The following is a 25,803-nucleotide window of genomic DNA, read 5'->3' as shown; positions in this document are numbered from 1 at the left end:
ATAATAAGATTAGTTTACAGATGAGATAAAATCCTATTTAAAGAAATTAATAGTTATTTATTTTATATTTAAGGAAATATGTTTAAATAATGAATAAGATATATTACTGTCTGGTAGGTTTTGTTTGTTTGAGTTGCTGGACTGCAGATGCTCAGCTAAAATCTGATCGTAAAAATAATACGTTGTATACAGCCGGCCACGCCAGCGCTTTTATCGGGGGATTGTATGATGCATTTGCCCCTTACAACAAATTAATGAAACATGGTGATTTTGGCTTGGGTGCCCCTGATAAGCTAGATGGAGAGTTGCTCATTCTCCATGGGAAAATATACCAGACACAATCCAATGGTAAAACTTTCGAGATACCTGATACTGGTAGCACACCGTTTTCGGTAGTTAATTTTTTTCATGCAGACAAGGTTCTAAAAACTTCTGTTCCTATGGATAAGATGCAGTTTTATGCTTATTTGGATAGTGTAATGCCTAACCAAAATGGCATTTATGCCATTCGCATTAAAGGCATATTTAATAGTATAAAAACCAGGGCCTTTCCTCCGGTTACGAATAAACCATACGCTCCTTTAGCGCAGCTGTTATCACTACAACAGTTTTTTAACTTTAGTAATGTTAGTGGAGATTTAGTTGGATATCGGATTCCCGCCTACATGGAAGGAGCCAATATTACCGGGTATCATTTTCACTTTTTATCAGCTGATAAAAAAGGGGGAGGTCATATTATCGATCTCCTGACAGGAAATGTTACTGTTGAAATTGATGAGTTGGATAGCTTTACAGTGGACGTTCCTCAAACCAAAGAATTCAATAGTTTTGATTTTAAAAAAGACCGTCGTGAAGAAGTTCGACAGGTTGAAAACGGAAAGTCTAATTGATGGTTTTTTGAGCATGATGGATTCCCATTATAATGTGAACTTCTTTGTCCAATGACTAAATACCAGGTTCACTCCGATATTCTTTATCTGTAACTGCTTCTAACCATATCGTTTCGCCTTTTTCCCTTCCGGTTATCGCTACCTGAACGAATTTGGTATCTGTACTGGCACCATGCCAGTGGGGGATATCTGCCGGACATTTTATGGCATCACCTTTACGAAATATTTTTTTGGGTTGTCCTTTTTCCTGGTAGTAACCAACTCCATCAATAGCCAATAATATTTGACCTGCCGGATGCGTATGCCATTTGCTTCTGGCACCGGGTTCAAAGGTTACACTACCTACAGAATTCTGGTTTACACTGTCGGCCTGGATTAAGTTTTCCAACCATACATTTCCGGTAAAGTTATTATTCGTTATTTGTTTACCTATTGCAAAAACTGTTGGCTCTTGTGTTTCCGAAGGAGATGTATGTGCCGATTTATTTTGCTGCTTGCAGGAAAATGAAACCACAGTGATAATAGATAGTATGGCTATTTTTTTTATGTTCATCATTTCTGGTTTTTAAAGGTTTGTTTGATAAAAATTAACCAATTTATTTACAGCTTGTGATACATACCCGGGTTTCCAATAAGTCTGTATGTGAGTGGCTCCATCAATCAGAAAAAGTTCCTTGCTTTTTGCATTGATAACTTTAGGGAATGCTTCATCGGTCATATATTTTGTATCAGCTTTGCTTCCAGCAATCATCAACAAGGGTTGATTGATTAGGTCCATATTAGTGGTGGCATCCCAGGTCATTAAATCCAACAAGCTGCTCATGGTGTACAAAAAAGTTGAATTAGGATGTGCATGGGTTCTATAGTAGTACTCGAATCCTTCGCGATATAGATCCGTTGATGTTTTAGCGATTTCAGCATCTGTAATGTTCGCCACACCCGCATAGATCATCTTACCACCTGCGGCTTCCTGAGCGCGGGCATCCGAAGCTTGTTTTAAACGTTCCTGGATAGTATTTAATTGGGAATTCTGAAAACCATTGCGCCTTACTTCACCTGAATTGAACATACTTAAGGTTGCTACAGCTTTAAAACGTTTATCGGATTGGGCTGTTTTTAAGGTGTAGCCACCTCCACCACAAATACCTAAAACCCCTAAACGGTTTGCGTCAACCCCTGCGTACTGGGTAATAAAGTCGGCCATACCACGAATATCTTCAATGCGGTTTGCAGGTTTGTCGGTATGGCGTGGCGTTCCGCCACTTGCCCCTTGATACGCTGCATCGGCAGCAATAGTGATGTATCCTGCTTCTGCCAAACGTTGTGCGTACAACCCAGCTGTCTGCTCTTTGATACCACCGTTAGGGTGTGCTACTGCTATTGCCGGATATTTCTTCGAAGCATCATAATTTGCCGGTGTGTAAACATTCGCAGCAATATCAATCCCGTTCAGTTTATATTTCACAGGATGGATGTTTACTTTTCCTTTTTCATTTTTGGTAATGGCTCCTTCATATACAAGGGTATAGGGATTTTGTTGTTTTCCTTTTGGGGTAGATTGTGCATTCACTACATCTGTAGCTGCTATTGACATAGCTAATGCGATTATTGATGTCAGCTTTTTCATTTTTCTTTTATATTTTACTACTTGCTTTTTAGCAAATCGTCCAAAACTTTTTGTGTTGCTTTCGCTTCCTTTTTACCAATAGTTGATCCAATAGTGCCAATAAATTGTTGTAATTGGCCTGGAGATAGACCAACATTTAGGCAGATGTTCAAATGTGAACGCAGCATCGGTTCCACACCACCGATACCTGCAAGTACAGATACCGTTGCAAGTTCTCTTTCAATGTAGGTTAATACATCACGTTCAAAAATATCGGCGAAAAGATGTTCTTTAAGAAAGACCTCTATTTCAGGGGCAAATGCTGCATATCCTGTTTTCGATCCTGTTTCCGCTACACCGGTTAATTTTTCCAATATCGCCTTGCCTCTTTCATATTTACTACGTTGATCATTGATAGGGGAGGTTTCAGCACCTTTTTCATCATTAATGCCTTTAGCTTTGCGTTCATCCAATACAGTCATAAGTGTCTGTAATCCCCGAATGCTACGCGGAAATCCGGCGTAGGCATAAACATGGACAAGGGTTTCTTTAATCTGATTGACAGTCAGTCCAGCTTCAAGACCTACATTTAATTCTGTTTTGAGTTTTCCCAGATCACCTTTGCCAGTAAGTGCCGCAATACGAACAATAGCTTGTTGTTTTGCGGTTAAATTTTGATCGGTCGAGGTCGTATCGATCAGCGTTTGCCAGGCGTATAAATTAAAACTGGACGCAATTAAAAGTGCGCTGAAAATCAATTGTTTCATTACGTTGATCATTTATAGATTTTAAATTATATGCCAGAATACCAGTGGAAGTTTAAGCTTATGGTGCTAATAATTTCGTAAAGGACATAGACGCCAGTTTCCAGTTTTTATCTTCTTTTTTATATACTTCGGTCACCATAAAAGGATTGGTTACTTCTTTGCCGCCAACAACAGCTAATAGGGTAATCCTGTTAAGCAGAACAGCCGTATTTCCAATAACATTTACAGAAACATCATGGATATCGGCTTTCTTGTACCAGATGCCACCACTTTTGATCACATCGATTTCGCGTTGCTTACCCCATGATCCCCCCATATGAACAAACACAGACTTTTCATGAAATAGTTCGCCAAGTTCATCTGTGTTTTTATCAGCCATCCATGTCCATTTTTGTTTAGAAAGATCAATAATTTCCTTTTCAACATTTGTGGAACTTTCGGCTGGGGCTTTAATGTTCAGGTATTCCGCTTCGGTTACCGGATGCAACCAGGTTGTTTTACTTTTTGGAGATACCGCTACATAGGTTACACCAGTTTGAGGCGTTGAACCGTGCCAGTGCTCCACATCAGGTAAACATTTTACAACATCTCCTTTGTGTACAACCTGTACCGGTTTCCCTTTTTCCTGATAATATCCGACACCATCGGTGATCAGCAGGATCTGGCCACCGGAGTGGGTATGCCAGTTGAGTTTGGCATTGGGCGCAAATACTGCAAGAGATATTTGAGAATTAATAGTCTCGTCAGGTTTGTTTAACTCACTGAGCCATACATCCCCGGTATGATTTATGTTTTTTGCTTTTTCTCCTAATGGAAAAATGCTGTGATCTTGTGCGCTTACCTGAGTTGTAAAAACACCAAGTAATAAAATTATCCGATAGATTGCTGTTTTCATTTTACTTGATTTATTAATTAGAACCAGTTTTTAATCATTTTATTTGTTTCTTTTTGGAAGAACATAACGCTAAAATCGGGAATCCAATTCGTGTTTTTTTCAACTGATGAGTTAAAGCGAAAATCAGGAGCGTGAAAACGAAACCGTGATCCTATATTTTTTCTTAATCTGTGGTTCTACGTTCTGAACCTCAAGTGGAAGTTTCGGCAAAACTGGCCCCTGCATTCCGCAATTAAATCAGGAAATCTACATACAGATTTTCGCAGTTCAGTTTGCGCATAAACAATTCATCAGCACTGCTAAATGTTCCTTCTTCTACCGGCATAAATAGGTTTGATTTTTTATACTATGCGACTTATAGAATTCTTATGAGTAAAATATCATTGTCTAAATCTGAATTTTATATGGATATTTTGCAACTTATATCAATTGTTAAAGTGATTTAAATCATATCAGATACGGAATGCAATTGTTAGCTTTATGGTTTTCATTACCAGTTTGTTGTAAATAAATCAAGCATGGAAACTATAATTGTCACCACTGACCAATCAGCTAACTCAAAGTCTGCTATACGTTTTGCGATTAATATGGCAAGGACGAAAAAAGCTAAACTAGTTGTCTTACATGTTTATCATGTCTTGCGACCTTCCATATGGTCTGAAAATGCTTATCAGGTTTACAAGCATTCTTTTGTAAATCAAATCCAGAAAGAAATAATTGTGTTCATCAAAAAGATCATCAGATCTTTAAATTTGTCGGACATGAGTTTCGAACTGATTACGATTGACCATACTGATGCGACCGAGGGGATTTTAAAATTTACAGCACAGCATCCTTGTGATTACATCTGTATTAGCACAAGGGGGGGGACTATTAAGAAAATATTTGGTACACACAGCTCCAAACTGATTACTCATTCAACAGTACCTGTAATTTGCATCCCTTCTGGGTACCGGAACCGGCCATGCAAACGTGTGCTTTATGCGACAGATATGAATGACTATGAAACTGAGCGTATTAGCTGAGGAAAGAATTCAGGAGAAGTTAAGTTATAAAGTTGAAGTGATTAATCGTGAATGGAATATATCACATCCTATTTTAAAAGATATTGATGCGGAAGTGAAAAGTTATAAGCCATCATTAATTGCTTTTTTTACGCATCAAAAGCGGTCATTTTTAGCGCAGTTGGTACTTCCTTCAAATGCTGCCGAATATAGTTTTTATGGTCGCGTACCTATGATTTCTTTTAAAAAAGCATGATTCATCTTGTGTATTTGAGCATAGTGTTACTCTTTCTTGGGTATTAAGGAGTTACTAAACAAATTATGTTGTTTTAACGCCAAAAAGATAGCCGACAGCAGCAGTCATTAGCATAGCCGCTGTTCCCCAGAAGCAAATCCGGATAACAGCCTTGACAATATTTGAACCACCTGCTTTTGCTGCAATAATTGCCGAAAGTGCTAGAAAAATGATGGAGAAGCCATACTGGTAAACAACCATTAGTTTTATTGGCGCAAATATGGAGACCAGTAAGGGGAGTAGGCCACCGATAATGAAAGAAGCTGCGGAGGCTAAAGCAGCTTGCATTGGTTTTGCCTGGGTGATTTCATTAATACCTAGTTCATCCTTAGCGTGGGCTCCTAAAGCATCATGAGCAGTGAGTTGTATGGCAACTTGCATAGCTAAATTTTCATCCAGGCCTCTGTGCTGATAAATATTGGCCAGTTCCTTTAACTCCAGGTCTGGTGTGTTTTCTACTTCCATTTTTTCTCTGGTCAAATCAGAAATTTCTATATCTGATTGTGAACTCACAGAAACATATTCTCCGGCTGCCATTGATAGCGCTCCGGCAACCAGTCCAGCAACCGCGGCGAGTACAATTGGTTCGCGTGTGGTGCTTGCCGCTGCAATACCAATGGCTAAACTGGTTGTAGAAAGGATCCCGTCATTTGCGCCTAAAACTGCTGCTCTCAGCCAGCCGCTTCTATTGGTATAATGTTCTTCTGATTCCATATCATAGTTTATTTTATAAATGATATTAATTAATGTTTTTTTTAAGTTCTTTTGCCCAGGTGATGAGTTTATCTTTATCTTTTGGTGAAAGTATTGCTCCTCTGTGTATCAATGTATAGGAAGTAAGTGGCATTTCATCTTTTTCAATCGTTTTAATTACTTCATCCAGCTTGTGTTTTTTCTTTTTAACATCATAGTTGTTGAATTCATCAAAGTTTAGTTCATGTTTACCTTCGTTTACATGGCTTTGCAGCCACCAGGCAAAGGGTTGGATATTGCTGTACCAGGGATAAGCTGTGGTATTGGAATGGCAATCATAACAGCTCCTTCGTAAAATCACTCCAATCTCATTTGAAACTGGATAGTGAGCTTCAATTGCGTTAGCTGAAGTTGAAGCAGAGCTATTTTTATCTGGCCTGAAGAACTGTATCACGAGTATCAATATAGCCATAATTATTATTGCTTTTTTGATCATGATTTTATAGGTTTATGTTAGAACAAATTAAGATACTGAAAATTATTTGCTGTGGTTAAATTTTGGTGTCGTTTTAATTTATTTATCCATTGCATTCGCAGGAAAGAAATCATATCTAATTCTGAATTTTTGACAGCTTAAATCTGAAGATTTTTCAGCAATCTTGTAATTTTTTCAGCTTCTTTAACAAAAAAGACATTTGGCATTTAGCTTGTAATATTGCTATCGAACGCAAGTTCAAAAGAGTTTAATTAATTATAAGTTTTAATCATTAAATCAAATTAAGGAGGAAAAACCCATGACGTTGGTTAAATTTAATCCAGAAAGCAAGAGAAATTCATTAATGCCAGGCTTTAATGATGTTTTTGATTCCATTTTCAATGATACTTTTTTTGCAGACCGTATGGTGCCCCGTGTGCCTGCTGCTAACATCAGTGAAAGTGCTGATTACTATTATCTGGAGTTAGCTGCGCCCGGACTTAAAAAAGAAGATTTTAAACTTAATCTGGAAAGGAATGTATTGAGTGTTTTTGTAGAGCAACGCGCGGAAGGCAAGCAAGAGGACAGAAATTACGCAAAACGTGAATACAGCTATAGTTCTTTTGTTCGCTCTTTTACTTTACCGGAAAGTGCAGACGAAAATGGTATTCAGGCTACTTATAAGGACGGTGTTTTAGCAATTGACATCCCAAAAAGAGAAGAGGTGAAAGCAGTAAGCCGTCAAATAGAGATTAAATAATTTAAAAAACACATCTCTGAGAGCTACCATTAGGTAGCTCTTTTTAATTTGTTATTATGGAAACTACTTTTGAAATTTCGCTTAATATGAAAACCCTTAAAGGTTTGGAAACGTATGCAAGTTTTTATTTGGGTTCTGATCAGAAATTCGCAAAAACTATCTTCGATATGATGAAAGGCGAGCGGGAAATAAAGGAAAATTCAGTGATTAGTATGGATTTAACCAAAAGGCAGCGTGGTATTCCTTATCCAGTGTCTATTTTGTATTGTAATTGGGCGCATCTGGCTTACAATACACAGATCATTACCAAAGAGATTTTTAAAGAACTTAATCTGGAACAAAAGAGATTACTATGAAATATGGTGTAAAACCTAGCTGATTTCAGTAAAATTAAAGAATAGCATAGCTAAAGTTTTTCATTTTTCGCTAAAAATTTGTTTTTTATCGGTGATGAAGCTATCATGAGTTTTTATTCATTGCGTTTTGCGAGTGTAAACTCATGATGGTTTCATCATTATCTACGGGTTTTTGAAACATTCTAAATAAATAGATATTGAGTAAAAACTGCGTATAACCATATACAGCATCTTCTATTGGAATAGTAAGGATCCGAATATTTAAGAAACTCTTCGGATTGTAATTCACAATTGGAGAGTCCAAGCCAGTACCCGTCAAAACCCCATTAACAGGGAAAAATCCAAGCATCAGAATAGCAAATACAAAGGATGCCTGACCGATCCAGGCCGCTCTAACTACAAAATGTAGATAAATTAGCGTTGCTGCTGTTACTATAGCGGTTACAAAAGTGTAGGTCTTGTCGTAATGCAACAATGCTATAACTGTGCATATGATGACACTTAAAAAAACAATGATGTTATTAAAGGCACTTAGCCAGCTAAGATTGAAGAATTTGTCCAGGCAGAAATAGGTAAACACACACGAAAATGGAATACAGATAAAAAAAAGCCACTCTTCAACAGGTAGTCCCAAAAGAATTATCCCTGTAGTATAAGCTGTATTGAACCACCATACCTGATGAGCGGTAAACCATACATCCCAGGCAATAAAAGGAATAGCGACTAAAATGCTCGCTTTTAGAAAGGCCGGAAAATGCTTGTTGAACTGAATTCTCTTGTCGAAAGAGAAAATAAAACAAATGCTGATGGTCAGTAAATTAATTAACAAGTAAGTGTAGGGTTTCATTACTTATTTTTTTTATAATACATTTTGAAATATTTCATTGGGACATACAAGAAACCAAAGCATTCGCCTTCTTCTTTGCCCAGATGTTTATGATGTTGTTTGTGCGCCCTGCGAATCGCCAGTAAGTAAGGGTTTTGTGTATTTGCAAGATATTTAATGCGTTGGTGAATAAAAATGTCATGCACAAAGAAATAAGCCATTCCATAAAGCGTAATAGCCAGTCCTATGTAGAACAAGTAATTGAAATGATTTAGGGAACCGAAATAGATCAAAGCAATAGCTGGTAAAGCAAAAATTACAAAGAAGTAGTCATTTTTCTCAAAAGGCCCCTCAGTACTGTGGTCGTGATGGTCATGATGTAATGTCCATAAAAGACCATGCATGATATACTTATGGATAAACCAGGTGGCTCCTTCCATCAATATAAATGTAATCAGTAGGATAATGAAATTCATGCTTAATGTTTTATCAGTTTAAATAATGCTTCCAAAACCTGATAACGGTGGTCGAAAATATGTTTCAATTTTTTCTTTACCATCAAACTGTGCACCATCTTGCCAATGATACCAAATGGCAATTCATAGTCCACAGTATCTACCATCAAAACACCATTTTGGTTTGGGATAAATTCATGATGATGTCTCCATAACTTGTACGGACCTTTTTTCTGAAAGTCGGTAAAGCTTTTTTGGTAGTTAACTGCTGTAATTTGAGTCCGCCACTTCAATGGAATACCCAACACAGGCGAAACTGTATAATCGATAATCATTCCTTTATATATATCTTCCTCCGGTAGATCGCTTAATACAACAAAATCCATTTCTTTGGGCGTGATACGAGAAAGATTGTGTGGCGAAGAAAAGAAATCCCAGGCAGTTTGAATATCACAATATAGTTGTTGCTCTCTTTTAAGTTGATAAATCATTTTTTTGCTTTTAGATGAGGTCTTTCAGCATATTTCTCAAATGCATAGATGTAATACTTTTGTTGTTGGCCTGAATAAATTTTTGGTCTTCCTCAATGTTTTTATTGTATCCCAGAAAAGCAGGGCCGTTTTTCTGGATCGATAACCGCAGGATTCTGATTTCTAAATTGTTCGGCGCTACCATTACAGCATGCTCAATCTTCTTTTTACCCGTATTGAATGTTTTGAGTTTTGATATGGGATTGATAATGTGTTTTGCCCAGATCATTTGAAATGCACCCAGGTAGCTGAGGTGTACTGAACTTTCGGTACCTGTACCAAGTCCTTTAATCATTGTCAGGCAGAGTTTTTTGTCCGAAACAGCATTTTTGTAATTGGCCCTAATGTTTTCTAAATCCATGCTTTGGCCATAACAAGCGATGCCAACCAGTGAAAAGATAGCTAAAATGATTGCTTTTTTTAAGATCATAGGCTGGCCATTTTATATTGTACATAGCTACTCATTGCCAGAGAGAATTTTTGACTGTTCGGAATACGTATCCTTTGGTTCATAATTTTATCTGCAGGCATACTCTTTATTTTTTTAAACAATGATAAGTAATATTTATACGCCAGGTACACACCCAATTTGGAAGAAACCGGCAATTTTTTTATCCCAATTAATGCTTCTTTAAATTCTGCTTCAATCTCATTTTCAATTTCCAATTTGATTTTATTGTCGAAGCTTTTCATATCAATATTAGGGAAATAACTGCGGCCCAAAACATAATAATCGTCCTTCAGATCGCGTAGGAAGTTTATTTTTTGAAAGGCTGAGCCTAATTTCATGGCATAAGGTTTTAGGTTATCAAATGATTCTTTATTACCTTCCACGAATACCTGAAGACACATCAAACCTACGACTTCAGCTGAACCCAATATGTATTCATTATACAAATCTGAATTGTAATCTATTTGCTGTAAATCCATTTGCATGCTATGCAGAAACTGTTCAATCAAGGTTTTGTCAATGGAAAAATGATTTACGGTGTCCTGAAAGGATTGTAAAATAGGATTGAGGGAGATACCCTCATCCAGGGCAGTCCAGGTTTCTATTTTAAAACGTTCCAGCAGACATGCCTTGTCATAATCGTGAAAGCTGTCTACAATTTCATCGGCCAGACGTACATAACCATAGATCGCATAAATGGCATGACGAATGGAGGGTTTTAATGCCAGAATTCCCAATGAAAAACTGGTGCTATATTTTTCCGTGACGGCTTTGCTCACTTTGTAAGCCAATTCATCAAATAATTTTTTCATGCCTTTTTTGTTTAAGCTTATTTACTTCTTTTGCTACTATTTTACCCGAGATAATTGATGGGGGGACACCGGGGCCAGGCACGGTCAGTTGTCCGGTATAATATAAATTCGACAAATGCTTGTTTTTAATGCTAGGTTTCAATACCGCGGTTTGTGATAATGTATTTGCCAGGCCATAGGCATTGCCTCCATAAGCATTGTAATCGCTGATAAAATCCCCCACACAATAGCTTCGTTTGTAATTTAATTTTGATAATAAATCCTTTGCTCCTGTGTGTTTTTCTAAACGTTTAATCATATCCTGGAAATAGTGCTCGCGGGTACTTTCATCATCACTGAGTCCGGTTGCCAGTGGCATAAGCAGGAACACATTTTCATGTCCCTGGGGCGCTACCTCAGGATCTGTTTGGGATGGGCAGCAAGCATAGAATAATGGTTTTTCAGGCCATTTTTTTTCTTCATAAATGCTCTTTATGTGTTCATTCAGATCATTTTCAAAAAATAAAGTATGATGTTTCAGATTAGGAAGCTTTTCTTTAAAACCTAAATAGTAAATCAGGCAGGAGGGAGCAAATGTTCGGCTTTTCCAATACTTTTGATCATAGTTGCGCAATTCGCTGTTGAGCAGTGTTTCGGTATGGTGATAATCTGAAGAGGCAATAATGGCATCAAACTCTTTAAATTCCCCATTTACGACTATCCCGCTGGCAGCACTTTCTTCAGTAACGATCTTTTCTACGTTTTGGTTAAAATGGAAAACGGCACCTTGATTTTCTGCCACTTCTTTCATCCCCAATACCAACTGGTAAAATCCGCCCATGGGATACCACGTACCCAAAGCATATCCGCCATAGTTCATTAAGCTGTAAAGGGCCGGAATATTTTTCGGAGAAGCACCCAGAAAAATAACCGGAAACTCCATTAAGGTTTTTAGTTTGGGGTGGGCAAAATATTTGCTCACATAGCTTCTGAAATTTGATAACAGATCCAATTTCAAAGCGCTGCCGGCGATCTTAGGCGAAACAAACTCCAGCCAGCTGTAGCATGGTTTGTTCACAAAATCCTGCATTCCAACTTCGTATTTGTATTTTGCGGCGCTCATAAAGTCATCCAATTTTTTGCCTGCACCAGTTTCCAGCCGCTCAAACATTTTTTTTAAATCCGCATAAGATTCCGGAACTGTAAGTAGTCCGTCTTCAAAAACCATTTCAAACTGAGGGTTAAGGGAAATAAGCTGATAAAAGTCACTTGCTTTATAACCAAAATCGAGGAAGAAATTATCTATAATATCGGGCATCCAATACCAACTCGGACCCATATCAAATACATAACCATTTTCTGTTCTGAACTGTCTGGCTCTTCCTCCAGGTTGGGGATGCTTTTCATAAACATGCACTTCATTACCAGCTTGAGCTGCATAAGCCGCAGCCGAAAGACCGGAAATTCCAGCACCAATTATAGCTATCTTTTTTTTAGAATCAGGCGCTTTCATGGAGGAGTTTTATTTATGGAATACGTTTAATTGTTTTTTAATAAAAAATCATTGTAAGCGATAGGGATAAGCTGATCGGGCTCTATGTTTTTAGCATATATAGCTTGATGAAAGTGATTCAACTTCTGGAGTATTTTAATCAATTGCATTTTTTCAGCATCGCTAAGGTTTCCAGTCACAATTTGACTGGCTTGCCTTATTTTACCCATAATTTCTTCCAGTGCATCAATTCCTTTAGTGGTAATCGAAATGATCTTACTTCTTTTATCTGCTATAGAATCGCTTTGGTCTATCCAGCCTTGTCCAATCAGTCGATTGATAATTTGCATTCCTACAGGTTTTTCCTGGAGGTTCCTTCTAATCAATTCCATTTTAGTCATCGATCCAAAGGCTTTTAGATTAATTAAGTAAATAAAATCTTCCTGGGTGCTGAATGCCGAATCGTGTATGGCCGACCTCGAGTAGGTTTTTGCATACCTATTCATATGAACAATTAAGGTATTGATCTCGCTATCCGGACTTCGGCCATTTTCTTTTCCTTCCCAATTAATATCATTGGAGGGATGGTGCGCTTCTTTTTCAGTATCATAAATCCAGCGTTTGAAGCCGCTCAAATCTTTTGTATAAGATTTGAAATCTGCGCTAAGCTCAAATTTTTCCATGAGGTCAATAACTTCCTTGGTCAGTTGATAGTTCATAATGAAATTGACTTAATTTTAGTTTACAAATATACTATATTATTAAAATATAGTATTATTTAAAACTAAATAATACTTTTGTATACCAGGTTTTAGTATATAATTGTATTAATATTTATTGCATTAAAATTTGCATATCAAGTTGCAACAGATTTCAATATCATACATTAAACTATGATTTTCAATGAATAATAATAACAATATCCAAATAACAGCTGACCTTGAAGTGGCTGTAAATGCGTTTTTCTGCGATACCCCAATGCGGGTTGAGTCATTTGAATTAGATGACGATGATAAAATCGAGCTGATTCAAAAGCCCTTTACAGCTATTATGGCTACACTCGGTCTTGATCTGAGCGATGATAGGCGGAACAAGTAAAGCCGCTAAACTTATATGTATGAAAATTATTTTAATAACTCTTAAAAACTTTGAAATTGACACTTAGATATCTCTTAATCATAGCGGCTTTGTTTGCTTTTAATCCTGTTTTTTCTCAGCAAAAGGGCTTAATAACAGGTACTGTACAGGATTTAAATACGGGGAAAGTACTTTCTGGTGCTACAATTAGTGTTGATGGCTTTTCCATAAGCTCCTTGAGCGATTCTACGGGGCAGTTCCGCATGAGTGTTCCAGTGGGTACATATAAAGTTTCTGCCAGTAACATTGGTTATATAACCCAGCTAAAATATAATATTGTGGTGGGAAGTGGTAGTCCGCAATTGGTTAATTTTGAACTTCAGCCTCAATTAACTAGTTTAAAAGAGGTTACTATCAGTTTAAGTAAAGGAAAGTCTGCGGTGGCTACTGACATGGTGACTCCTTTATCTGTGCAGCAATTGACAACAGAAGAAATAAAAAGTAGTCCGGGTGGTAATTTTGATGTATCTAAAGTGGTGCAGACGCTTCCCGGCGTTGGGATTAGCAATGGCGTTGGTGAACGTAACGATATCATTATTCGCGGGGGTGCTCCAAATGAAAATGTATATTACCTGGATGGGATAGAGATACCTGTATTGAATCATTTTCAAACTCAGGGTAGTTCCGGAGGTGCTCAGGGCATCCTCAATGTTTCTTTTATTGAGAGCTTAAAACTGAGTTCCTCGGCTTTTGATTCCAGATACGACAATCCGCTGGCTTCGACTTTTGTGATCAAACAAAGAGAAGGTAATGCGGAAAGACTGGCTGGTAATGCCAGGGTTAGCTTTACGGAAACGGCCCTTACTTTAGAAGGCCCTTTGTCAAATAATACGACGTTTCTGGCCTCGGCCCGGAAATCTTATCTCAGCTTTTTATTTAAATTAATTGATTTACCCATCCGCCCTGATTTTGATGATTTTCAATATAAGATAACGCATAAATTTAATGCTAAAACCAGGCTTACAGCTATAGGTCTGGGGGCTATTGACCGTTTCAGTTTTGCCCCAACAAAAAAATCGACTTTAGAAAATACCTATGTGCTGCGTTCTACCCCTTATATCAATCAGTGGAATTATACCGTAGGTTTTAACCTGAACCATCAGATTGAAAATGGTTATTTGAACTTTACGCTCAGTCGAAATGTATTTGACAATAGTTTGGATAAATTTGAAGATGAATTGAAAGAGGAAAGCAAAAGAAGTCTGGGAGTTCAATCTCAGGAAAGCGAAAATAAGTTCCGTTTTGATATCAATAAATTTGTGAATGGCTGGAAGTTGTCTGCCGGATTAATGGCTCAACTGGTTGCTTATAAAACAGTGTTGTTTAATAAGATTTCCAATGAAATTACCAATGCGCAGGGGGATGTGGTTGTGCCTGAAAAAGTGATCAGGTTTAATAATGATATTGATTTTTGGAAATATGGTGTATTTTTTCAGGCTTCAAAGAATCTGTTTAGTGAAAAGTTATTGGTTTCAGCCGGCATCCGTTCTGATCTGAATAGCTTCACTGAGGAGGGTAATGATCCGTTAAAAACGCTTTCTCCCCGTTTGTCTTTGGCCTATCACCTGAGCTCGAAATGGGACATTAGCGCTTCGGTGGGAACGTATTTCAAAATGCCAACCTATACCATGCTAGGCTATCTGGACAATAGTGGGCTAGCCCTGAATAAAAATTTGGATTATATCCAATCTACGCACTATGTCCTTGGTACCCAGTTTTTACCTAGAAGTGATTTGAGGTTTACCTTGGAGACTTTTTATAAGCGGTACAGCAATTATCCGGTTTCTGTAGCCAATGGAACTTCCCTTGCTAACCAGGGTGCAGAATATGCTTCGGTGGGCAGTGAGCAGGTACTGAGTGTTGGGGATGGCGAAACCTATGGTGTAGAACTGTTTGTGCAGCAAAAGCTGGTTCGTAACTTTTTTTATGTGGCTAGTTACTCTTATGTGGTCAGTAAATTTTCTGGTTTGAATCAAAAACTGATCTCCTCGTCATGGGATAACAGGCATTTATTGTCGCTCACTTTAGGCTATAAGTTGAAACGTAACTGGGATTTGGGTTTGAAGTACCGCTATGCGGGAGGATCGCCCTATACGCCATTCGATTTACAGGCTTCCCAGCAAAACTATTTAACGTTGGGAACAGGAATAGCAGATTACAGCCGGTTAAATACGGAAAGGCTATCACCATTCAGTCAGTTGGATTTTCGTGTGGATAAGCGCCTGAATTTTAGAAAAACAGCTTTAAATTTATATATAGATATACAAAATATCCTGAAAAATGAAAATGATAGTTTTCCAAAATATACTTTTAAAAGAACAGAAGACAATAGCAGTTTTTTAACGACTGACGGGCAGCCTTTACAAACCAATGGTTCAAATGGGATTCCATTTATCTTAAATACTAAATCAAGAAACCTGATTCCTTCATTTGGCTGTATATTTGAGTTTTAAAGCAGTAGTTTTTTAGGCTATTTGTTGTCATTATAAAAAAAGAATTTGAACCGTCTTCATTTTTATGGAAGGCGATTGTTATTTCCAGTTTTTAACGTAGATTTAAATATGAGGGTATTGTTAACGGGTTCTACTGGTTACATCGCTCAGCGGTTGCTTCCTATTTTGCTTGAAAATGGGCACCAGGTGATTTGTTGTGTTCGGGATAAAAGCCGATTTGATAAAAGTAAATATGCCGGGTTTGATTTAGACGTTGTTGAGGTTGATTTCCTGAATAAAGAAAGTCTTGACCATATACCTACAGCTATTGATGTAGCCTATTACCTCATGCATTCTATGTCGGCAGTAAAGGGTAATTTTTCAGAAGCTGAGCTGTCGACTGCAAATAATTTTAAAAGCATCATAGAATGCACTTCTACAAAACAAGTTATTTTTTTAAGTGGAATTGTGAATAGTGCACATTTGTCGAAACATTTGAATTCGCGTCTGAGTGTTGAGGAAGCCTTGCAATCAAATAAGTATGCCTTAACTACTTTACGGGCGGGGATTATTGTAGGTTCGGGAAGTGCGAGCTTTGAAATTATCAGAGATCTTGTAGAGAAACTCCCTGTAATGATTGCGCCTAAGTGGATCAATACGCGTTGTCAGCCCATTGGTATTCGAGATGTACTTCACTTTCTTGAAGGTGTGCTGATGCAGGATTATGCTTTCAATAAAGCATATGATATCGGTGGGGCCGAGGTGATTACTTACAAGGGGATGCTTTTGCGTTTTGCTAAAGTGAGGGGACTTAAACGATGGATTTTTACTGTACCCGTAATGACACCAAAGCTTTCTTCCTATTGGTTATATTTTGTGACCTCAGTTTCCTATCCTTTAGCTGGCAGTTTGGTAGAGAGTATGAAGGTTGATGTGGTGGCAAAGCCAAACGATCTGCGGGAAAGATTAAACGTTAAGCCTATTAATTATGAGCAGTCTATTGAATTGGCTTTTGATAAAATAGAACAAAATCAAGTTATATCAAGTTGGCGGGATGCGATGAGTGGATGGATCTACCCTGATCGGTTTAAAAAATTAATTGAAGTTCCGTATGAAGGCTGTTTTAGAGATGTACGATCAATTAGGGTAGATGATCGGGAGCGCGTATTGAAAAATGTTTGGGCCATAGGTGGTGAAAGAGGGTGGTATTATGCAAATTGGCTTTGGGGTATACGGGGCTTCCTGGATAAATTATTTGGCGGAGTAGGATTACAAAGGGGAAGAACAAATTCCAATACACTATCGGCTGGAAGTGTAATTGATTTCTGGAGAGTAATTCTCGCGGATAAAAAGGATGGGCGATTATTGTTGTATGCAGAAATGAAGTTACCTGGTGAAGCCTGGCTTGAATTTAAAATAGATAAGGAAAATAGGTTTATACAAACGGCTACTTTTCGACCTTTAGGTCTCACGGGTAGATTATATTGGTATGCAGTTTTGCCTTTTCATGCTTTTATTTTTAAAGGAATGATGAAAAATATTGTTAGTTATCATGTGTCCTATATTGGTTATTAAGAGCAGTTGTTGATGCTTAGAGCCTAATTAGGCAGTTTTAAGAACAATTATTATGCAGATACAAATATTAGCAGAAGAATGGATACAGGATTATAACTACTGCAGACCACAGAAGCACTAAATGGTAAAACTCCAATGGAATATAAAGCCTTGCTGCCGGAGTGTCCAAATTAATTCAACTTTTTTCAAGTTGGATTAATTTGGACAGATATTATAAATTTGGATTTTCGTCAGCAGAGCTGTTCGAAATCCGGGAGGGTTACAATTTTCTTAAAATCATCATAAAAATTTTTTGAGTTCAGTCCATATTCGAGTACATCAACGGAGTGAATATTTTTAGAAATTTTCACTCCTTTTTTTATGTATTAACCTTCTGTTAATGTGGTAGATATGTGGTGTTGCTTCATTTGCTTCAGGGGGTCGATGAGTATCCCCGTCAAAAAAAAATTTTTCAGGATAAATCGAGCCGACAATTGCCCTTTTTATATCGGAATCTGCATTAGCATAAAAATCTGAAAGCTTTTTGAGGTTTTCCACTGCTAAAGCAGCTAGACGATTAAAAGATATGCACTAATCCTTCCAACTTAAGCCACTATCCTGTAGTACGAAATTGTCGGTTTGGTAAAAATTAACAGAAAGTACAAAATTGCCATTTATATTGCGCTAGGCATTATCTTTTGCCATCTTATTGTTTTTAGATTGGATCATTGATGCTTTTAAACATGCTGATTGTCATTTGTTTGAGTGATCTTGATCACGATGTTTCTTGAATGTTTTCTGAATCTTTGGGTTAGAGTTACAGATCATTTATAATCTTGACATGAAAGCAATAGCAAATAAAGTTGTGCTCATTACGGGAGCAGGTTCAGGAATAGGTAAGTCAATTGCTGAACTTTTCGCCAAACAAGGAGCACACCTTATGTTATCCGATATCAGGTATAACAACATTGAAGAAGTGGCTAAAGAAATCAAAAACAAAGGAGGGCTTGTATCTTGTTATCCGGCAGATATATCTAAGTTACAAGATGTAGAATCTCTAATTGACTATACGCTTAGTAAATATAAATCCATAGATGTTTTAGTAAATAACGCGGGAATTATGGATGATTTTGCTCCAGTTGAAGATGTTAGTGATGAATCGTGGGAGAAAATTATAGGGGTAAATCTTAATGGTCCATTTTTCACTTGCCGAGCTATAGTAAAGATATTTAAGGAGCAGAAATCTGGTGTCATAATTAATATTGCATCTATTGCTGGGTTGACTGGAGGCCGTGCTGGATTGGCTTATACAGTTTCTAAACATGGTTTAATTGGACTTACCAAAAGTATCGCGTATCAATATGCTGGAACAGGGCTGAAGTGTAATGCAATTGCACCTGGGGGAGTTGAAACCAATATCATGCATGATGTAGAACCTAATCCTTTTGGGTACAGTAGAATGAATGCGGGGGCAGGGAATATGCCTGAGGCTGGAACTCCCGATGATATTGCTGAATTGGCCTTGTTTCTTGCTTCAGCTAAGTCAGGATTTATAAATGGGGCGGTCATGGTTGCAGATGGCGGTTGGACTGCATATTAAATTTAATGAACTACTAGGATGAGGAAAAAAGAGTATTTCAACGAGCGTGAGTCTGCTGCACAATATTGGTGGTTAATGTTTTGTGCTGGTATTTTATTCTTGGGCTTGGGTGTCTGGATACTGGCATCTCCTGTATCTTCATATTTGTCTTTAAGTTTATTATTTGCGTTCGGAATGATTTTTTCGGGCTTATTTGAACTGGTATTTGCGATTGGTAATCGCAAAAGGCTTCATGGCTGGGGATGGACTATGACTGGAGGTCTTATTGATGTTGTTTTAGGTAGCTATCTTTTAAATTACCCTTTGTTGACGATGGTGGTGATGCCGGTAATCATTGGCTTGTGGATGTTATTCAGAGGTTTTATGGCTATTGGTAATTCAATTGAATTGCGTGCCTATGGTGTTTTGGATTGGGTTTGGTTGCTGTTAACTGGTATACTAATCGTTGTTTTATCATTACTCATAATTGGACATCCTCTATTTGCAGCTATAAATATTGTAATGTGGACAGCTTTTGCATTTATTTTATCTGGAATCTTTAGAATCTTTTTGTCCCTACAACTCAAAAAGTTTAAGAAGTCTAATTGATACTTAATGTTTTATTGTTGCAATGAATAAATCAGAAATCGTTTTCTTAGACGGGCCCCAGTCGCGATGGAAAGAATTACTATTTACCTTAAAAACAATGAGGGAATTTATTCGTGGTTTTAGGAAATTACACTTTCTGGGGCCTTGTATAACTATTTTTGGCTCGGCCCGATTTACTGAGGGACATCAGTATTATGATTTAACCAGGAAAGCAGCCGCAGAATTCGCGAAATTAGGATTTACAATTATGACCGGAGGTGGGCCAGGTTTAATGGAAGCCGCCAATAGAGGAGCTAAAGATGTCAATGGGAGATCAGTTGGCTGTAACATACAGCTTCCCAAGGAACAGAAACCCAATCCTTATCTTGACAAGTGGGTATATATTCATCATTTTTTTATACGAAAGGTTTTACTTGTTAAGTATTCTTTTGCCTTTGTTGTAATGCCCGGAGGATATGGGACATTGGATGAGTTTTTTGAGGCACTTACTTTAATACAGACCCATAAGATCAACAATTTTCCAATCGTGATTTTTGGAAAAGCCTATCATAATGAGCTTATGGAGCATATTTCACAAATGCAGAATGCTGCTACTATAACACCTGATGATACTCAGTTATTCTTGGTCACTGACAGCATAGAAGAGGCAGTGGAGTTGATCAAAGAAAAAAGTATAAAACAATATGGACTATTGCCGGAAAGAAAAATAAAGCCATTTAGCTGGCTTTTTGAAAATCGCTAATTATGTCATGTCTAAGGTCATGTCTAAAGATGATTGCTGTCATTGTTTAAGCGTTTGACAGATAGGAACTTTAATTAATTAAATGATTGGATCATGATATTACTTACTAACATTTCTTTTATTGCTAAAATGAAAGTGCGTTTAACATTGTCATTGCTTGTAATGCTGTATTTTATGGTTCCATCAGTGGCAATGGCTTTAAGTCCTGAACACAAGGGCGCTGCTATGGATAATGATACTTCAGTAATAGCTGTGATAAGAAATTTAATAACCACAAATGCTGGAAAAAAGGTGTTTTATTATCCTAAGTCGTTGGAACGGTTTTATAACAAATCTCAATTTCAACCCAAATGGATTAAGCCAGATAATGACAATAAGAAAACCTGGGAGGCTTTATTAATGTTGGATTGTGTATTGCAATTTGGATTGAACCATACTGATTATCATCCTAAGGAACTTTTATTCACTACGATGCACGATATTTTGGAGAACTCCTTAACAGTAAGTGCTAGTCAGAAGGCCTGGTTTGATATGTTGTTGAGTGATGCGTTGATCACTTTTATGAATCATTTGCATTTTGGAAAACTCAATCCAGTTTTTACGCCCGCTTTTGTAGATAAAGGGGAGGTAGCAGGCTTTTGTGCGGAAGATATTTTGGCAGATGCGATGATACAAAATGATTTTATAAGTGCGGTGCTCAACGTACAGCCAAAAATCAAAGAATATGTACTCATGCAAGATTATATGAAGCTCTTGAAAGGCCAATATGTAGGCGATTGTTATGAAGCTCCGGAAGGGATTGTGAGAAAATTAGCGATTAACATGGAACGATTGCGTTGGGCAGCCATTAATGAAGATTCGTTTATTCAGATTAATATACCATCGTATACTTTGAAATTACATGTGCCGGATTCCACTTACAAGTTTAAAGTTGTGGTGGGGAAGCCGATTAGTCCGACTCCGGTATTGAATAGCTCTATTTCCTATTTCTCTACTGCTCCGGATTGGAAAGTGCCTGCAAAAATATTTGTGAAAGAAATGTTGCCTAGAGCATTAAAGGATCCACAGTATCTGGAGAACAATCATCTTGCAATTTATGACGGTAAGGGAAACTTTGTTGTTGCAACTAAAGACAGTTTAATGTTGGTCAGAAAGAATCCTGGTAAGTATTTTATGAGGCAGTCGGCAGGATGCGATAATGCGCTTGGACTGGTTGTTTTCAGATTTCAGAACCCCTTTAGTATTTATTTACACGATACACCGGAGCAGCAGTTTTTTGATCGTGAAGTAAGGGCTTTAAGTCATGGTTGTATCAGGGTTCAATATGCAGAAAAACTTGCTTCTATTTTACTCACTTTGGATGGGCAAAAGAATAAAATAAAGCTGCTACACCAGGCAATGGGTAATTATCAGCCTCAAAATTTTAACTTAAGAAAGTCTGTTCCTTTAATAATTACTTATCTGACTTGTGAGGTGGGGGAGATAGGTGTTGTTGAATATGATGATATCTATAAAAAGGACAAAGCATTGGAGCTTGCTTTTTATGGAGGAGAAACCTCTTCTCCTGCAAAGGAATTGGATATAAAAAGTATTAACCGCTAAATACGATCTGATGAAAACAATTTTATTACCAACGGATTTCTCTTTAGCTGCTAAAAATGCAGCACGATATGCGATGCATCTTGCTAAGGAGATGAGGGCAAACCTTAAATTGTGCAATGCTGTTATGCTGCCAGTTGAAATCCCGCTGGCTGGACATGTTTCTGTTCCTATAGTTGCTATTGAAACTTTAGAGCATGATACAGAAGAGAAATTAAAACATTTGGCAGAAAAGATGAGTGAACTGGATCAGTTGGAAACAGCTAATGATACCTATCATCCGCTAGTGGCATATGGCGCTGAAACGGGTTCGGTAACTGGTGTGGTTAAAAGTTTTATGACGGATCACAATATCAGTTTAGTGGTTATGGGAACGAAAGGGGCTGGAGGATTAAGTCAATTTTTATTGGGTAGTAGTAGCCGTGCGATGGTTGAAGCGGCAACCTTTCCGGTTTTATTTGTTCCACCTGAGGCAAGTTATAATAAAATAATCAAGATTGCGTTTGCCACGGATTTGAGCAAACAAGATATAGCAGTTATTCATGTCCTTGCGAGTTTTGCCAGAACATTTAATGCGGAGATTTTGCTTGTGCATATCAGTAATCAGTTGCCAGACAGTCAGATGAGTTCGAAGAAAAAAATTGATGAATTTTTAAACGAAATCACCAATAATGTGAATTATCATAAAATTTATTACCAGCATGTCCTTGATGAGATTGTAGATGAGGGCCTGGACTGGCTGAGCAAATATGGACAGATTCAAATGCTGGCTATGGTTCACCGTAAACATGATCTACTTTATAGATTGTTTAATGGAAGTCGTACGCAAAAGCTTAGAAGAAAAATAGACATCCCCTTACTGGTGTTTCCTCCCGATTGTTTAAATAAGGTTTTATAAAATAATTATTTTATCTAATGAAAAAGATCTTAGTACCAACAGACTTCTCTGTGCCAGCAGAAAATGCTGCCCGTTATGCTTTGGCATTAGCAAAAGAATTGAAAGCAGATGTTTTGATTTGTAATGCTTTTAAGGTGCCAGCAGAGGCGCCCATGGCATCGCAGGTGGCCTGGCCGTTGATGAATTATGCTGAGCTAAAGCAAGAAGTAACTAGTGAACTGGATTCACTAGTGAATTCGCTTTCTAATTCCTTTTGTTTTCAGGAGGGTGAATATTGTCCTAGTTTGACTTATGAAAGTAGTTTAGGTAGTGTTTGGGAAGTGGTTTCTATGCTTGTTGAAAAGGAGAAAATAGATTTAGTAGTCATGGGAATGGCAGGAGCCGGTGGACTTACCCAGTTGCTTTTGGGAAGTAATAGCAGGGAAATGATTGAAAGAGCGAATTTTCCACTTTTACTAATACCTTTTGAAGCTGGGTTTAAAAAGGTCGCAAAGATTGTGTTTGCTAGCGATCTGAGCAAAGATGAACTAGATCCATTAAAGGTTTTAAGTAGTTTTGCCTCTCAGTTAGGTGCAAGAATGGTAATTGCGCATATTACCAATAAAGAGGTTGATCCTGATGGCAAGAAGCAGGATGAAATAAATGTTTTTTTTCAGGATGTTATTGCAAAAATCAATATTCCAGATATCGCATATGAGTATATATGGAATATTGACATTGATAATGGACTGGATTGGCTAGCAGAAGAGAATGATGTCGATATGATAGTACTCACACACCATCGACATCATTCTCTATATAAGATATTTGTGGGTAGTCATACGCAAAAACTATCCAGACATTCTAAAATTCCGTTGTTGATGTTTCCGATACATTCTAAATCTAAGTAAAGAAATTATGAAAAAGATTCTCGCTGTTTTTGATGGTTATAAATTAAGTGAAAGTACGCTTAGTTATGCCATAGAAATTACTAAGCAAAATAACAGTCATTTAACGGGTATATTTCTGGACGCTTTTTTTTACCATAGTTATAATCTTAGTAAGATTCTGCGAACCTCATCTAACCCCGATATGACCATTCAGGAGTTGGATAAACTGGATGAGCAACAAAGAGGTAAATCGGCCTTTGAGTTTGAAAAAGCTTGCCAAAATGCAGGTATTAGTTTTTCCATTCATCGTGACCATAGTGTTCCATTGTTGGAACTTCAGTATGAAAGTATGTTTGCCGATTTGATTATTATTAATGAACGTGAAAAATTCACGCGGTTAGATCTTCATGAACCTACTGATTTTATTAAAGATTTGTTGAGTAGTCTGCATTGTCCTGTAATTGTCGTTCCAGAAAATTATAAAAAAATCAATAAAATCGTATTTCTTTACGATGGTGAACCTTCTTCGCTTTATGCAATAAAGATGTTTAGTTATCTCTTTGGTAACTGGCATGATGTACCGATTGAGGTTGTTACTATAATTGAAAAAGATATAATAGACCCACAGCTTCCCGGGACGATCCTAATTACGGATTTTTTAAGGCTAAGATTTTCAGATTTCAGTTCTACACTATTGAAAGGAAATGCTGAAGAAAAGATAATGTCGCATTTATTAGCATCAGGTGAAAATCAATTGGTGGTTTTAGGAGCCTATAAAAGGAGCGGGTTTTCACGTTGGTTGAGGCGTAGTATGGCTGATACTTTAATGATTGGTTTAGATCTGCCTCTTTTTATAGCACACCATTAAATTATTAAATAGCAAAAATTAATTCTTCATTTTTGAGAGCTTTTCAGTATTCAAAAATGTAATTATGTCGCCATTTTTTTGAAGAATACCTTCGCACTTAAAATCAGTTAAGGTTCTGCTGACTGTTTCAACGGCGATACCAGCAATTTCTGCAAGTTCTTCCCTTGATATTATAATTTCATCTAAGGCTAACGACTTTTTTCTTAAACGTAGTAGGACTTTGGCTACACGTTTTCTAACAGAGTGATATGCCAATTCAAGCATCTGTTCTTCTTTTTCGTGAATATGGTTGGATAGTAATTTTATAAAATCAGTACTGATTTCCGGATATTTGTGTAATAAGCTAATTAATTGATCTTTAGGTAGTAAGTAGATCAATGTGTCTTCAATAGCTTCTGCCATTTCTGCATAGTCTTCATTAAGTAGAAGTGTATTCAAACCAATATATTCATCGGCATGATAGATTCCGGTAATCAGTTGTCGCCCGTCCTCGGCAATCTTTATTGTTTTTATACTGCCTTCTCGAATAAGATATAAGCCTAAAGGAGTGTCACCTTCATAATATAAGATTTGTTTTTTTTTAATTTGTTTCGTTTTATGACCTGAAATAAGTTCTTTTAATTCTATGCTGCCTTTTTTATTAGCTGAGGCAAGTTTTTCCAGGTTTTGGAGTGCAGGGCTATTGAGTAGTATGCGTCTCTGATGCTTGTTAATCCTTGTTTCGATAGCGTGCAGCAAATCCATATCATCAAATGGCTTAGTTAGGTAATCGTCAGCGCCCATTTCCATCCCTTTTCGGAAATCTACTTTGTCGGTTTTTGCTGTGAGAAAAATAAAAGGAATATCTGAAGTGTTGTCGTTTTTATTCAAAAAATATAAGACACCATATCCATCTATTTCGGGTATCATAATATCACATAAGATAAGGTCTGGTAGATGCTTCAATGCCAGGTCAATACCAGATTTTCCATTGTCAGCTTGAAGGACTTTATAGCCGGAAAGCTCAAGTATTTCTGTACAACTTTCCCTGATATCAATATTATCTTCAATAATAAGAATCGTTTTCATATCAATTGTATTGGTTTTAATACCTATTACAACTAGTTGGGGATGACAACGTGTTGACTTTCAATATAGAAAATATCATGAAGATACGTAATAATTTAAAAATAAACTTGTATTAAATACAACTGCAATATAAAGAAATTACTACTGTGACGAATGTCATGA

29 protein-coding genes are annotated in these 25,803 nt (G+C 37.2%); 15 read left to right on the top strand and 14 right to left on the bottom strand.

Translation table 11 applies throughout. The features are described 5' to 3' along the window. Nucleotides 1-89 precede the first annotated feature (89 nt). Nucleotides 90-890 (top strand): acetolactate decarboxylase, encoded by an 801-nt coding sequence (budA, locus tag R2Q84_RS19540; protein WP_316818282.1) that lies wholly within the window; start codon nt 90-92, stop codon nt 888-890. A gap of 55 nt (nt 891-945) precedes the next feature. On the opposite strand, the gene R2Q84_RS19535 is transcribed toward budA, so the two are convergent. The 4 genes from R2Q84_RS19535 to R2Q84_RS19520 are packed head-to-tail and all read right to left on the bottom strand — an operon-like array spanning nt 946 to nt 4,158. Next, on the bottom strand, nt 946-1,446 hold the full coding sequence (locus R2Q84_RS19535) for a cupin domain-containing protein (RefSeq protein ID WP_316818281.1): 501 nt from the start codon (nt 1,444-1,446) through the stop codon (nt 946-948). Nucleotides 1,447-1,455: 9 nt separating this feature from the next. Continuing rightward, nucleotides 1,456-2,517: an alpha/beta hydrolase gene (locus tag R2Q84_RS19530; RefSeq protein ID WP_316818280.1), complete on the bottom strand. Its 1,062-nt coding sequence runs from the start codon at nt 2,515-2,517 to the stop codon at nt 1,456-1,458. Between the two features lie 17 nt (nt 2,518-2,534). After that, on the bottom strand, nt 2,535-3,263 hold the full coding sequence (locus R2Q84_RS19525; protein ID WP_316818279.1) for a carboxymuconolactone decarboxylase family protein: 729 nt from the start codon (nt 3,261-3,263) through the stop codon (nt 2,535-2,537). A 58-nt stretch (nt 3,264-3,321) separates the two neighbouring features. Continuing rightward, on the bottom strand, nt 3,322-4,158 hold the full coding sequence (locus R2Q84_RS19520; protein ID WP_316818278.1) for a DUF4440 domain-containing protein: 837 nt from the start codon (nt 4,156-4,158) through the stop codon (nt 3,322-3,324). A gap of 518 nt (nt 4,159-4,676) precedes the next feature. Between R2Q84_RS19520 and R2Q84_RS19515 the strand changes: the two genes are divergently transcribed. Then, entirely contained in the window at nt 4,677-5,183 is a 507-nt protein-coding gene (locus tag R2Q84_RS19515; protein WP_316818277.1) for a universal stress protein, read from the top strand. Continuing rightward, nucleotides 5,161-5,418, top strand: a complete 258-nt coding sequence (locus R2Q84_RS19510) for a hypothetical protein (RefSeq protein WP_316818276.1) — start codon at nt 5,161-5,163, stop codon at nt 5,416-5,418. The genes R2Q84_RS19515 and R2Q84_RS19510 overlap by 23 nt, the downstream gene beginning before the upstream one ends. 63 nt (nt 5,419-5,481) lie before the next feature. Here the strand turns inward: R2Q84_RS19510 and R2Q84_RS19505 are convergent, their stop codons facing one another. Beyond that, complete coding sequence (locus R2Q84_RS19505; RefSeq protein WP_316818275.1) at nt 5,482-6,171, bottom strand: VIT family protein; 690 nt, start codon at nt 6,169-6,171, stop codon at nt 5,482-5,484. 25 nt (nt 6,172-6,196) lie between these two features. Further along, complete coding sequence (locus R2Q84_RS19500; RefSeq protein ID WP_316818274.1) at nt 6,197-6,646, bottom strand: heme-binding domain-containing protein; 450 nt, start codon at nt 6,644-6,646, stop codon at nt 6,197-6,199. A gap of 298 nt (nt 6,647-6,944) precedes the next feature. On the opposite strand from R2Q84_RS19500, the gene R2Q84_RS19495 reads away from it, so the two are divergent. Together R2Q84_RS19495 and R2Q84_RS19490 are read left to right on the top strand one after the other, a co-directional pair. Further along, complete coding sequence (locus R2Q84_RS19495; RefSeq protein ID WP_316818273.1) at nt 6,945-7,385, top strand: Hsp20/alpha crystallin family protein; 441 nt, start codon at nt 6,945-6,947, stop codon at nt 7,383-7,385. A 56-nt stretch (nt 7,386-7,441) separates the two neighbouring features. After that, the gene (locus R2Q84_RS19490) at nt 7,442-7,741 is read left to right on the top strand and encodes a hypothetical protein (protein ID WP_316818272.1); all 300 of its coding nucleotides are present in this window, start codon (nt 7,442-7,444) and stop codon (nt 7,739-7,741) included. Between the two features lie 103 nt (nt 7,742-7,844). Here R2Q84_RS19490 and R2Q84_RS19485 read toward each other — a convergent pair whose 3' ends face one another. The 7 genes from R2Q84_RS19485 to R2Q84_RS19455 are packed head-to-tail and all read right to left on the bottom strand — an operon-like array spanning nt 7,845 to nt 13,005. Beyond that, on the bottom strand, nt 7,845-8,588 hold the full coding sequence (locus R2Q84_RS19485; RefSeq protein WP_316818271.1) for a lycopene cyclase domain-containing protein: 744 nt from the start codon (nt 8,586-8,588) through the stop codon (nt 7,845-7,847). Next, nucleotides 8,588-9,043, bottom strand: a complete 456-nt coding sequence (locus R2Q84_RS19480; protein WP_316818270.1) for a sterol desaturase family protein — start codon at nt 9,041-9,043, stop codon at nt 8,588-8,590. Before R2Q84_RS19480 ends, R2Q84_RS19485 begins: the two co-directional genes overlap by 1 nt. Before the next feature lie 2 nt (nt 9,044-9,045). Continuing rightward, nucleotides 9,046-9,513: an SRPBCC family protein gene (locus tag R2Q84_RS19475; protein WP_316818269.1), complete on the bottom strand. Its 468-nt coding sequence runs from the start codon at nt 9,511-9,513 to the stop codon at nt 9,046-9,048. A 10-nt stretch (nt 9,514-9,523) separates the two neighbouring features. Further along, the gene (locus tag R2Q84_RS19470; RefSeq protein ID WP_316818268.1) at nt 9,524-9,982 is read right to left on the bottom strand and encodes a hypothetical protein; all 459 of its coding nucleotides are present in this window, start codon (nt 9,980-9,982) and stop codon (nt 9,524-9,526) included. Beyond that, nucleotides 9,979-10,815: a phytoene/squalene synthase family protein gene (locus tag R2Q84_RS19465; protein ID WP_316818267.1), complete on the bottom strand. Its 837-nt coding sequence runs from the start codon at nt 10,813-10,815 to the stop codon at nt 9,979-9,981. The genes R2Q84_RS19470 and R2Q84_RS19465 overlap by 4 nt, the downstream gene beginning before the upstream one ends. Continuing rightward, the gene (locus tag R2Q84_RS19460) at nt 10,799-12,307 is read right to left on the bottom strand and encodes a phytoene desaturase family protein (RefSeq protein ID WP_316818266.1); all 1,509 of its coding nucleotides are present in this window, start codon (nt 12,305-12,307) and stop codon (nt 10,799-10,801) included. Before R2Q84_RS19460 ends, R2Q84_RS19465 begins: the two co-directional genes overlap by 17 nt. A gap of 26 nt (nt 12,308-12,333) precedes the next feature. Further along, nucleotides 12,334-13,005, bottom strand: coding sequence for a MarR family winged helix-turn-helix transcriptional regulator (locus R2Q84_RS19455; protein WP_316818265.1), 672 nt, complete (start codon nt 13,003-13,005; stop codon nt 12,334-12,336). 184 nt (nt 13,006-13,189) lie between these two features. Here R2Q84_RS19455 and R2Q84_RS19450 point away from each other — a divergent pair, with 184 nt between their 5' ends. The 10 genes from R2Q84_RS19450 (at nt 13,190) to R2Q84_RS19405 (ending at nt 24,573) form a co-directional block, all read left to right on the top strand. Beyond that, nucleotides 13,190-13,384: a hypothetical protein gene (locus R2Q84_RS19450; protein WP_316818264.1), complete on the top strand. Its 195-nt coding sequence runs from the start codon at nt 13,190-13,192 to the stop codon at nt 13,382-13,384. 56 nt (nt 13,385-13,440) lie between these two features. After that, nucleotides 13,441-15,876, top strand: a complete 2,436-nt coding sequence (locus R2Q84_RS19445; RefSeq protein ID WP_316818263.1) for a TonB-dependent receptor — start codon at nt 13,441-13,443, stop codon at nt 15,874-15,876. Nucleotides 15,877-15,984: 108 nt separating this feature from the next. Continuing rightward, complete coding sequence (locus R2Q84_RS19440; RefSeq protein ID WP_316818262.1) at nt 15,985-17,430, top strand: SDR family oxidoreductase; 1,446 nt, start codon at nt 15,985-15,987, stop codon at nt 17,428-17,430. An 820-nt stretch (nt 17,431-18,250) separates the two neighbouring features. After that, entirely contained in the window at nt 18,251-19,009 is a 759-nt protein-coding gene (locus R2Q84_RS19435) for an SDR family oxidoreductase (RefSeq protein ID WP_316818261.1), read from the top strand. Between the two features lie 18 nt (nt 19,010-19,027). Next, complete coding sequence (locus R2Q84_RS19430; RefSeq protein WP_316818260.1) at nt 19,028-19,597, top strand: HdeD family acid-resistance protein; 570 nt, start codon at nt 19,028-19,030, stop codon at nt 19,595-19,597. 22 nt (nt 19,598-19,619) lie between these two features. Then, the gene (locus R2Q84_RS19425) at nt 19,620-20,339 is read left to right on the top strand and encodes a TIGR00730 family Rossman fold protein (RefSeq protein ID WP_316818259.1); all 720 of its coding nucleotides are present in this window, start codon (nt 19,620-19,622) and stop codon (nt 20,337-20,339) included. A 93-nt stretch (nt 20,340-20,432) separates the two neighbouring features. Further along, nucleotides 20,433-21,941 carry a L,D-transpeptidase family protein gene (locus tag R2Q84_RS19420; RefSeq protein WP_316818258.1) on the top strand — a complete coding sequence of 503 codons (1,509 nt, stop codon included), beginning with the start codon at nt 20,433-20,435 and terminating at the stop codon, nt 21,939-21,941. A 10-nt stretch (nt 21,942-21,951) separates the two neighbouring features. Continuing rightward, nucleotides 21,952-22,836 carry a universal stress protein gene (locus R2Q84_RS19415; RefSeq protein ID WP_316818257.1) on the top strand — a complete coding sequence of 295 codons (885 nt, stop codon included), beginning with the start codon at nt 21,952-21,954 and terminating at the stop codon, nt 22,834-22,836. A 17-nt stretch (nt 22,837-22,853) separates the two neighbouring features. After that, entirely contained in the window at nt 22,854-23,726 is an 873-nt protein-coding gene (locus tag R2Q84_RS19410) for a universal stress protein (RefSeq protein WP_316818256.1), read from the top strand. Between the two features lie 7 nt (nt 23,727-23,733). Then, nucleotides 23,734-24,573, top strand: coding sequence for a universal stress protein (locus R2Q84_RS19405; RefSeq protein ID WP_316818255.1), 840 nt, complete (start codon nt 23,734-23,736; stop codon nt 24,571-24,573). Nucleotides 24,574-24,591: 18 nt separating this feature from the next. Here R2Q84_RS19405 and R2Q84_RS19400 read toward each other — a convergent pair whose 3' ends face one another. Beyond that, on the bottom strand, nt 24,592-25,641 hold the full coding sequence (locus tag R2Q84_RS19400) for a response regulator (protein WP_316818254.1): 1,050 nt from the start codon (nt 25,639-25,641) through the stop codon (nt 24,592-24,594). Nucleotides 25,642-25,803: the final 162 nt, after the last annotated feature.

The organism is Pedobacter nyackensis (assembly GCF_032678475.1).
Taxonomy (GTDB): Bacteria; Bacteroidota; Bacteroidia; order Sphingobacteriales; family Sphingobacteriaceae; genus Pedobacter; species Pedobacter nyackensis_A.
Note: the sequence above shows the minus strand (reverse complement) of the source record. Positions and strands in the feature narration are given on the sequence as shown.

Excerpts from the sequence above, each read along its gene's own strand:
- budA (WP_316818282.1), top strand. The coding sequence starts at position 90 with ATGAATAAGATATATTACTGTCTGGTAGGTTTTGTTTGTTTGAGTTGC.
- R2Q84_RS19535 (WP_316818281.1), bottom strand. The coding sequence starts at position 1,446 with ATGATGAACATAAAAAAAATAGCCATACTATCTATTATCACTGTGGTT.
- R2Q84_RS19530 (WP_316818280.1), bottom strand. The coding sequence starts at position 2,517 with ATGAAAAAGCTGACATCAATAATCGCATTAGCTATGTCAATAGCAGCT.
- R2Q84_RS19525 (WP_316818279.1), bottom strand. The coding sequence starts at position 3,263 with ATGAAACAATTGATTTTCAGCGCACTTTTAATTGCGTCCAGTTTTAAT.
- R2Q84_RS19520 (WP_316818278.1), bottom strand. The coding sequence starts at position 4,158 with ATGAAAACAGCAATCTATCGGATAATTTTATTACTTGGTGTTTTTACA.
- R2Q84_RS19515 (WP_316818277.1), top strand. The coding sequence starts at position 4,677 with ATGGAAACTATAATTGTCACCACTGACCAATCAGCTAACTCAAAGTCT.
- R2Q84_RS19510 (WP_316818276.1), top strand. The coding sequence starts at position 5,161 with ATGAAACTGAGCGTATTAGCTGAGGAAAGAATTCAGGAGAAGTTAAGT.
- R2Q84_RS19505 (WP_316818275.1), bottom strand. The coding sequence starts at position 6,171 with ATGGAATCAGAAGAACATTATACCAATAGAAGCGGCTGGCTGAGAGCA.
- R2Q84_RS19500 (WP_316818274.1), bottom strand. The coding sequence starts at position 6,646 with ATGATCAAAAAAGCAATAATAATTATGGCTATATTGATACTCGTGATA.
- R2Q84_RS19495 (WP_316818273.1), top strand. The coding sequence starts at position 6,945 with ATGACGTTGGTTAAATTTAATCCAGAAAGCAAGAGAAATTCATTAATG.
- R2Q84_RS19490 (WP_316818272.1), top strand. The coding sequence starts at position 7,442 with ATGGAAACTACTTTTGAAATTTCGCTTAATATGAAAACCCTTAAAGGT.
- R2Q84_RS19485 (WP_316818271.1), bottom strand. The coding sequence starts at position 8,588 with ATGAAACCCTACACTTACTTGTTAATTAATTTACTGACCATCAGCATT.
- R2Q84_RS19480 (WP_316818270.1), bottom strand. The coding sequence starts at position 9,043 with ATGAATTTCATTATCCTACTGATTACATTTATATTGATGGAAGGAGCC.
- R2Q84_RS19475 (WP_316818269.1), bottom strand. The coding sequence starts at position 9,513 with ATGATTTATCAACTTAAAAGAGAGCAACAACTATATTGTGATATTCAA.
- R2Q84_RS19470 (WP_316818268.1), bottom strand. The coding sequence starts at position 9,982 with ATGATCTTAAAAAAAGCAATCATTTTAGCTATCTTTTCACTGGTTGGC.
- R2Q84_RS19465 (WP_316818267.1), bottom strand. The coding sequence starts at position 10,815 with ATGAAAAAATTATTTGATGAATTGGCTTACAAAGTGAGCAAAGCCGTC.
- R2Q84_RS19460 (WP_316818266.1), bottom strand. The coding sequence starts at position 12,307 with ATGAAAGCGCCTGATTCTAAAAAAAAGATAGCTATAATTGGTGCTGGA.
- R2Q84_RS19455 (WP_316818265.1), bottom strand. The coding sequence starts at position 13,005 with ATGAACTATCAACTGACCAAGGAAGTTATTGACCTCATGGAAAAATTT.
- R2Q84_RS19450 (WP_316818264.1), top strand. The coding sequence starts at position 13,190 with ATGAATAATAATAACAATATCCAAATAACAGCTGACCTTGAAGTGGCT.
- R2Q84_RS19440 (WP_316818262.1), top strand. The coding sequence starts at position 15,985 with ATGAGGGTATTGTTAACGGGTTCTACTGGTTACATCGCTCAGCGGTTG.
- R2Q84_RS19435 (WP_316818261.1), top strand. The coding sequence starts at position 18,251 with ATGAAAGCAATAGCAAATAAAGTTGTGCTCATTACGGGAGCAGGTTCA.
- R2Q84_RS19430 (WP_316818260.1), top strand. The coding sequence starts at position 19,028 with ATGAGGAAAAAAGAGTATTTCAACGAGCGTGAGTCTGCTGCACAATAT.
- R2Q84_RS19425 (WP_316818259.1), top strand. The coding sequence starts at position 19,620 with ATGAATAAATCAGAAATCGTTTTCTTAGACGGGCCCCAGTCGCGATGG.
- R2Q84_RS19420 (WP_316818258.1), top strand. The coding sequence starts at position 20,433 with ATGATATTACTTACTAACATTTCTTTTATTGCTAAAATGAAAGTGCGT.
- R2Q84_RS19415 (WP_316818257.1), top strand. The coding sequence starts at position 21,952 with ATGAAAACAATTTTATTACCAACGGATTTCTCTTTAGCTGCTAAAAAT.
- R2Q84_RS19410 (WP_316818256.1), top strand. The coding sequence starts at position 22,854 with ATGAAAAAGATCTTAGTACCAACAGACTTCTCTGTGCCAGCAGAAAAT.
- R2Q84_RS19405 (WP_316818255.1), top strand. The coding sequence starts at position 23,734 with ATGAAAAAGATTCTCGCTGTTTTTGATGGTTATAAATTAAGTGAAAGT.
- R2Q84_RS19400 (WP_316818254.1), bottom strand. The coding sequence starts at position 25,641 with ATGAAAACGATTCTTATTATTGAAGATAATATTGATATCAGGGAAAGT.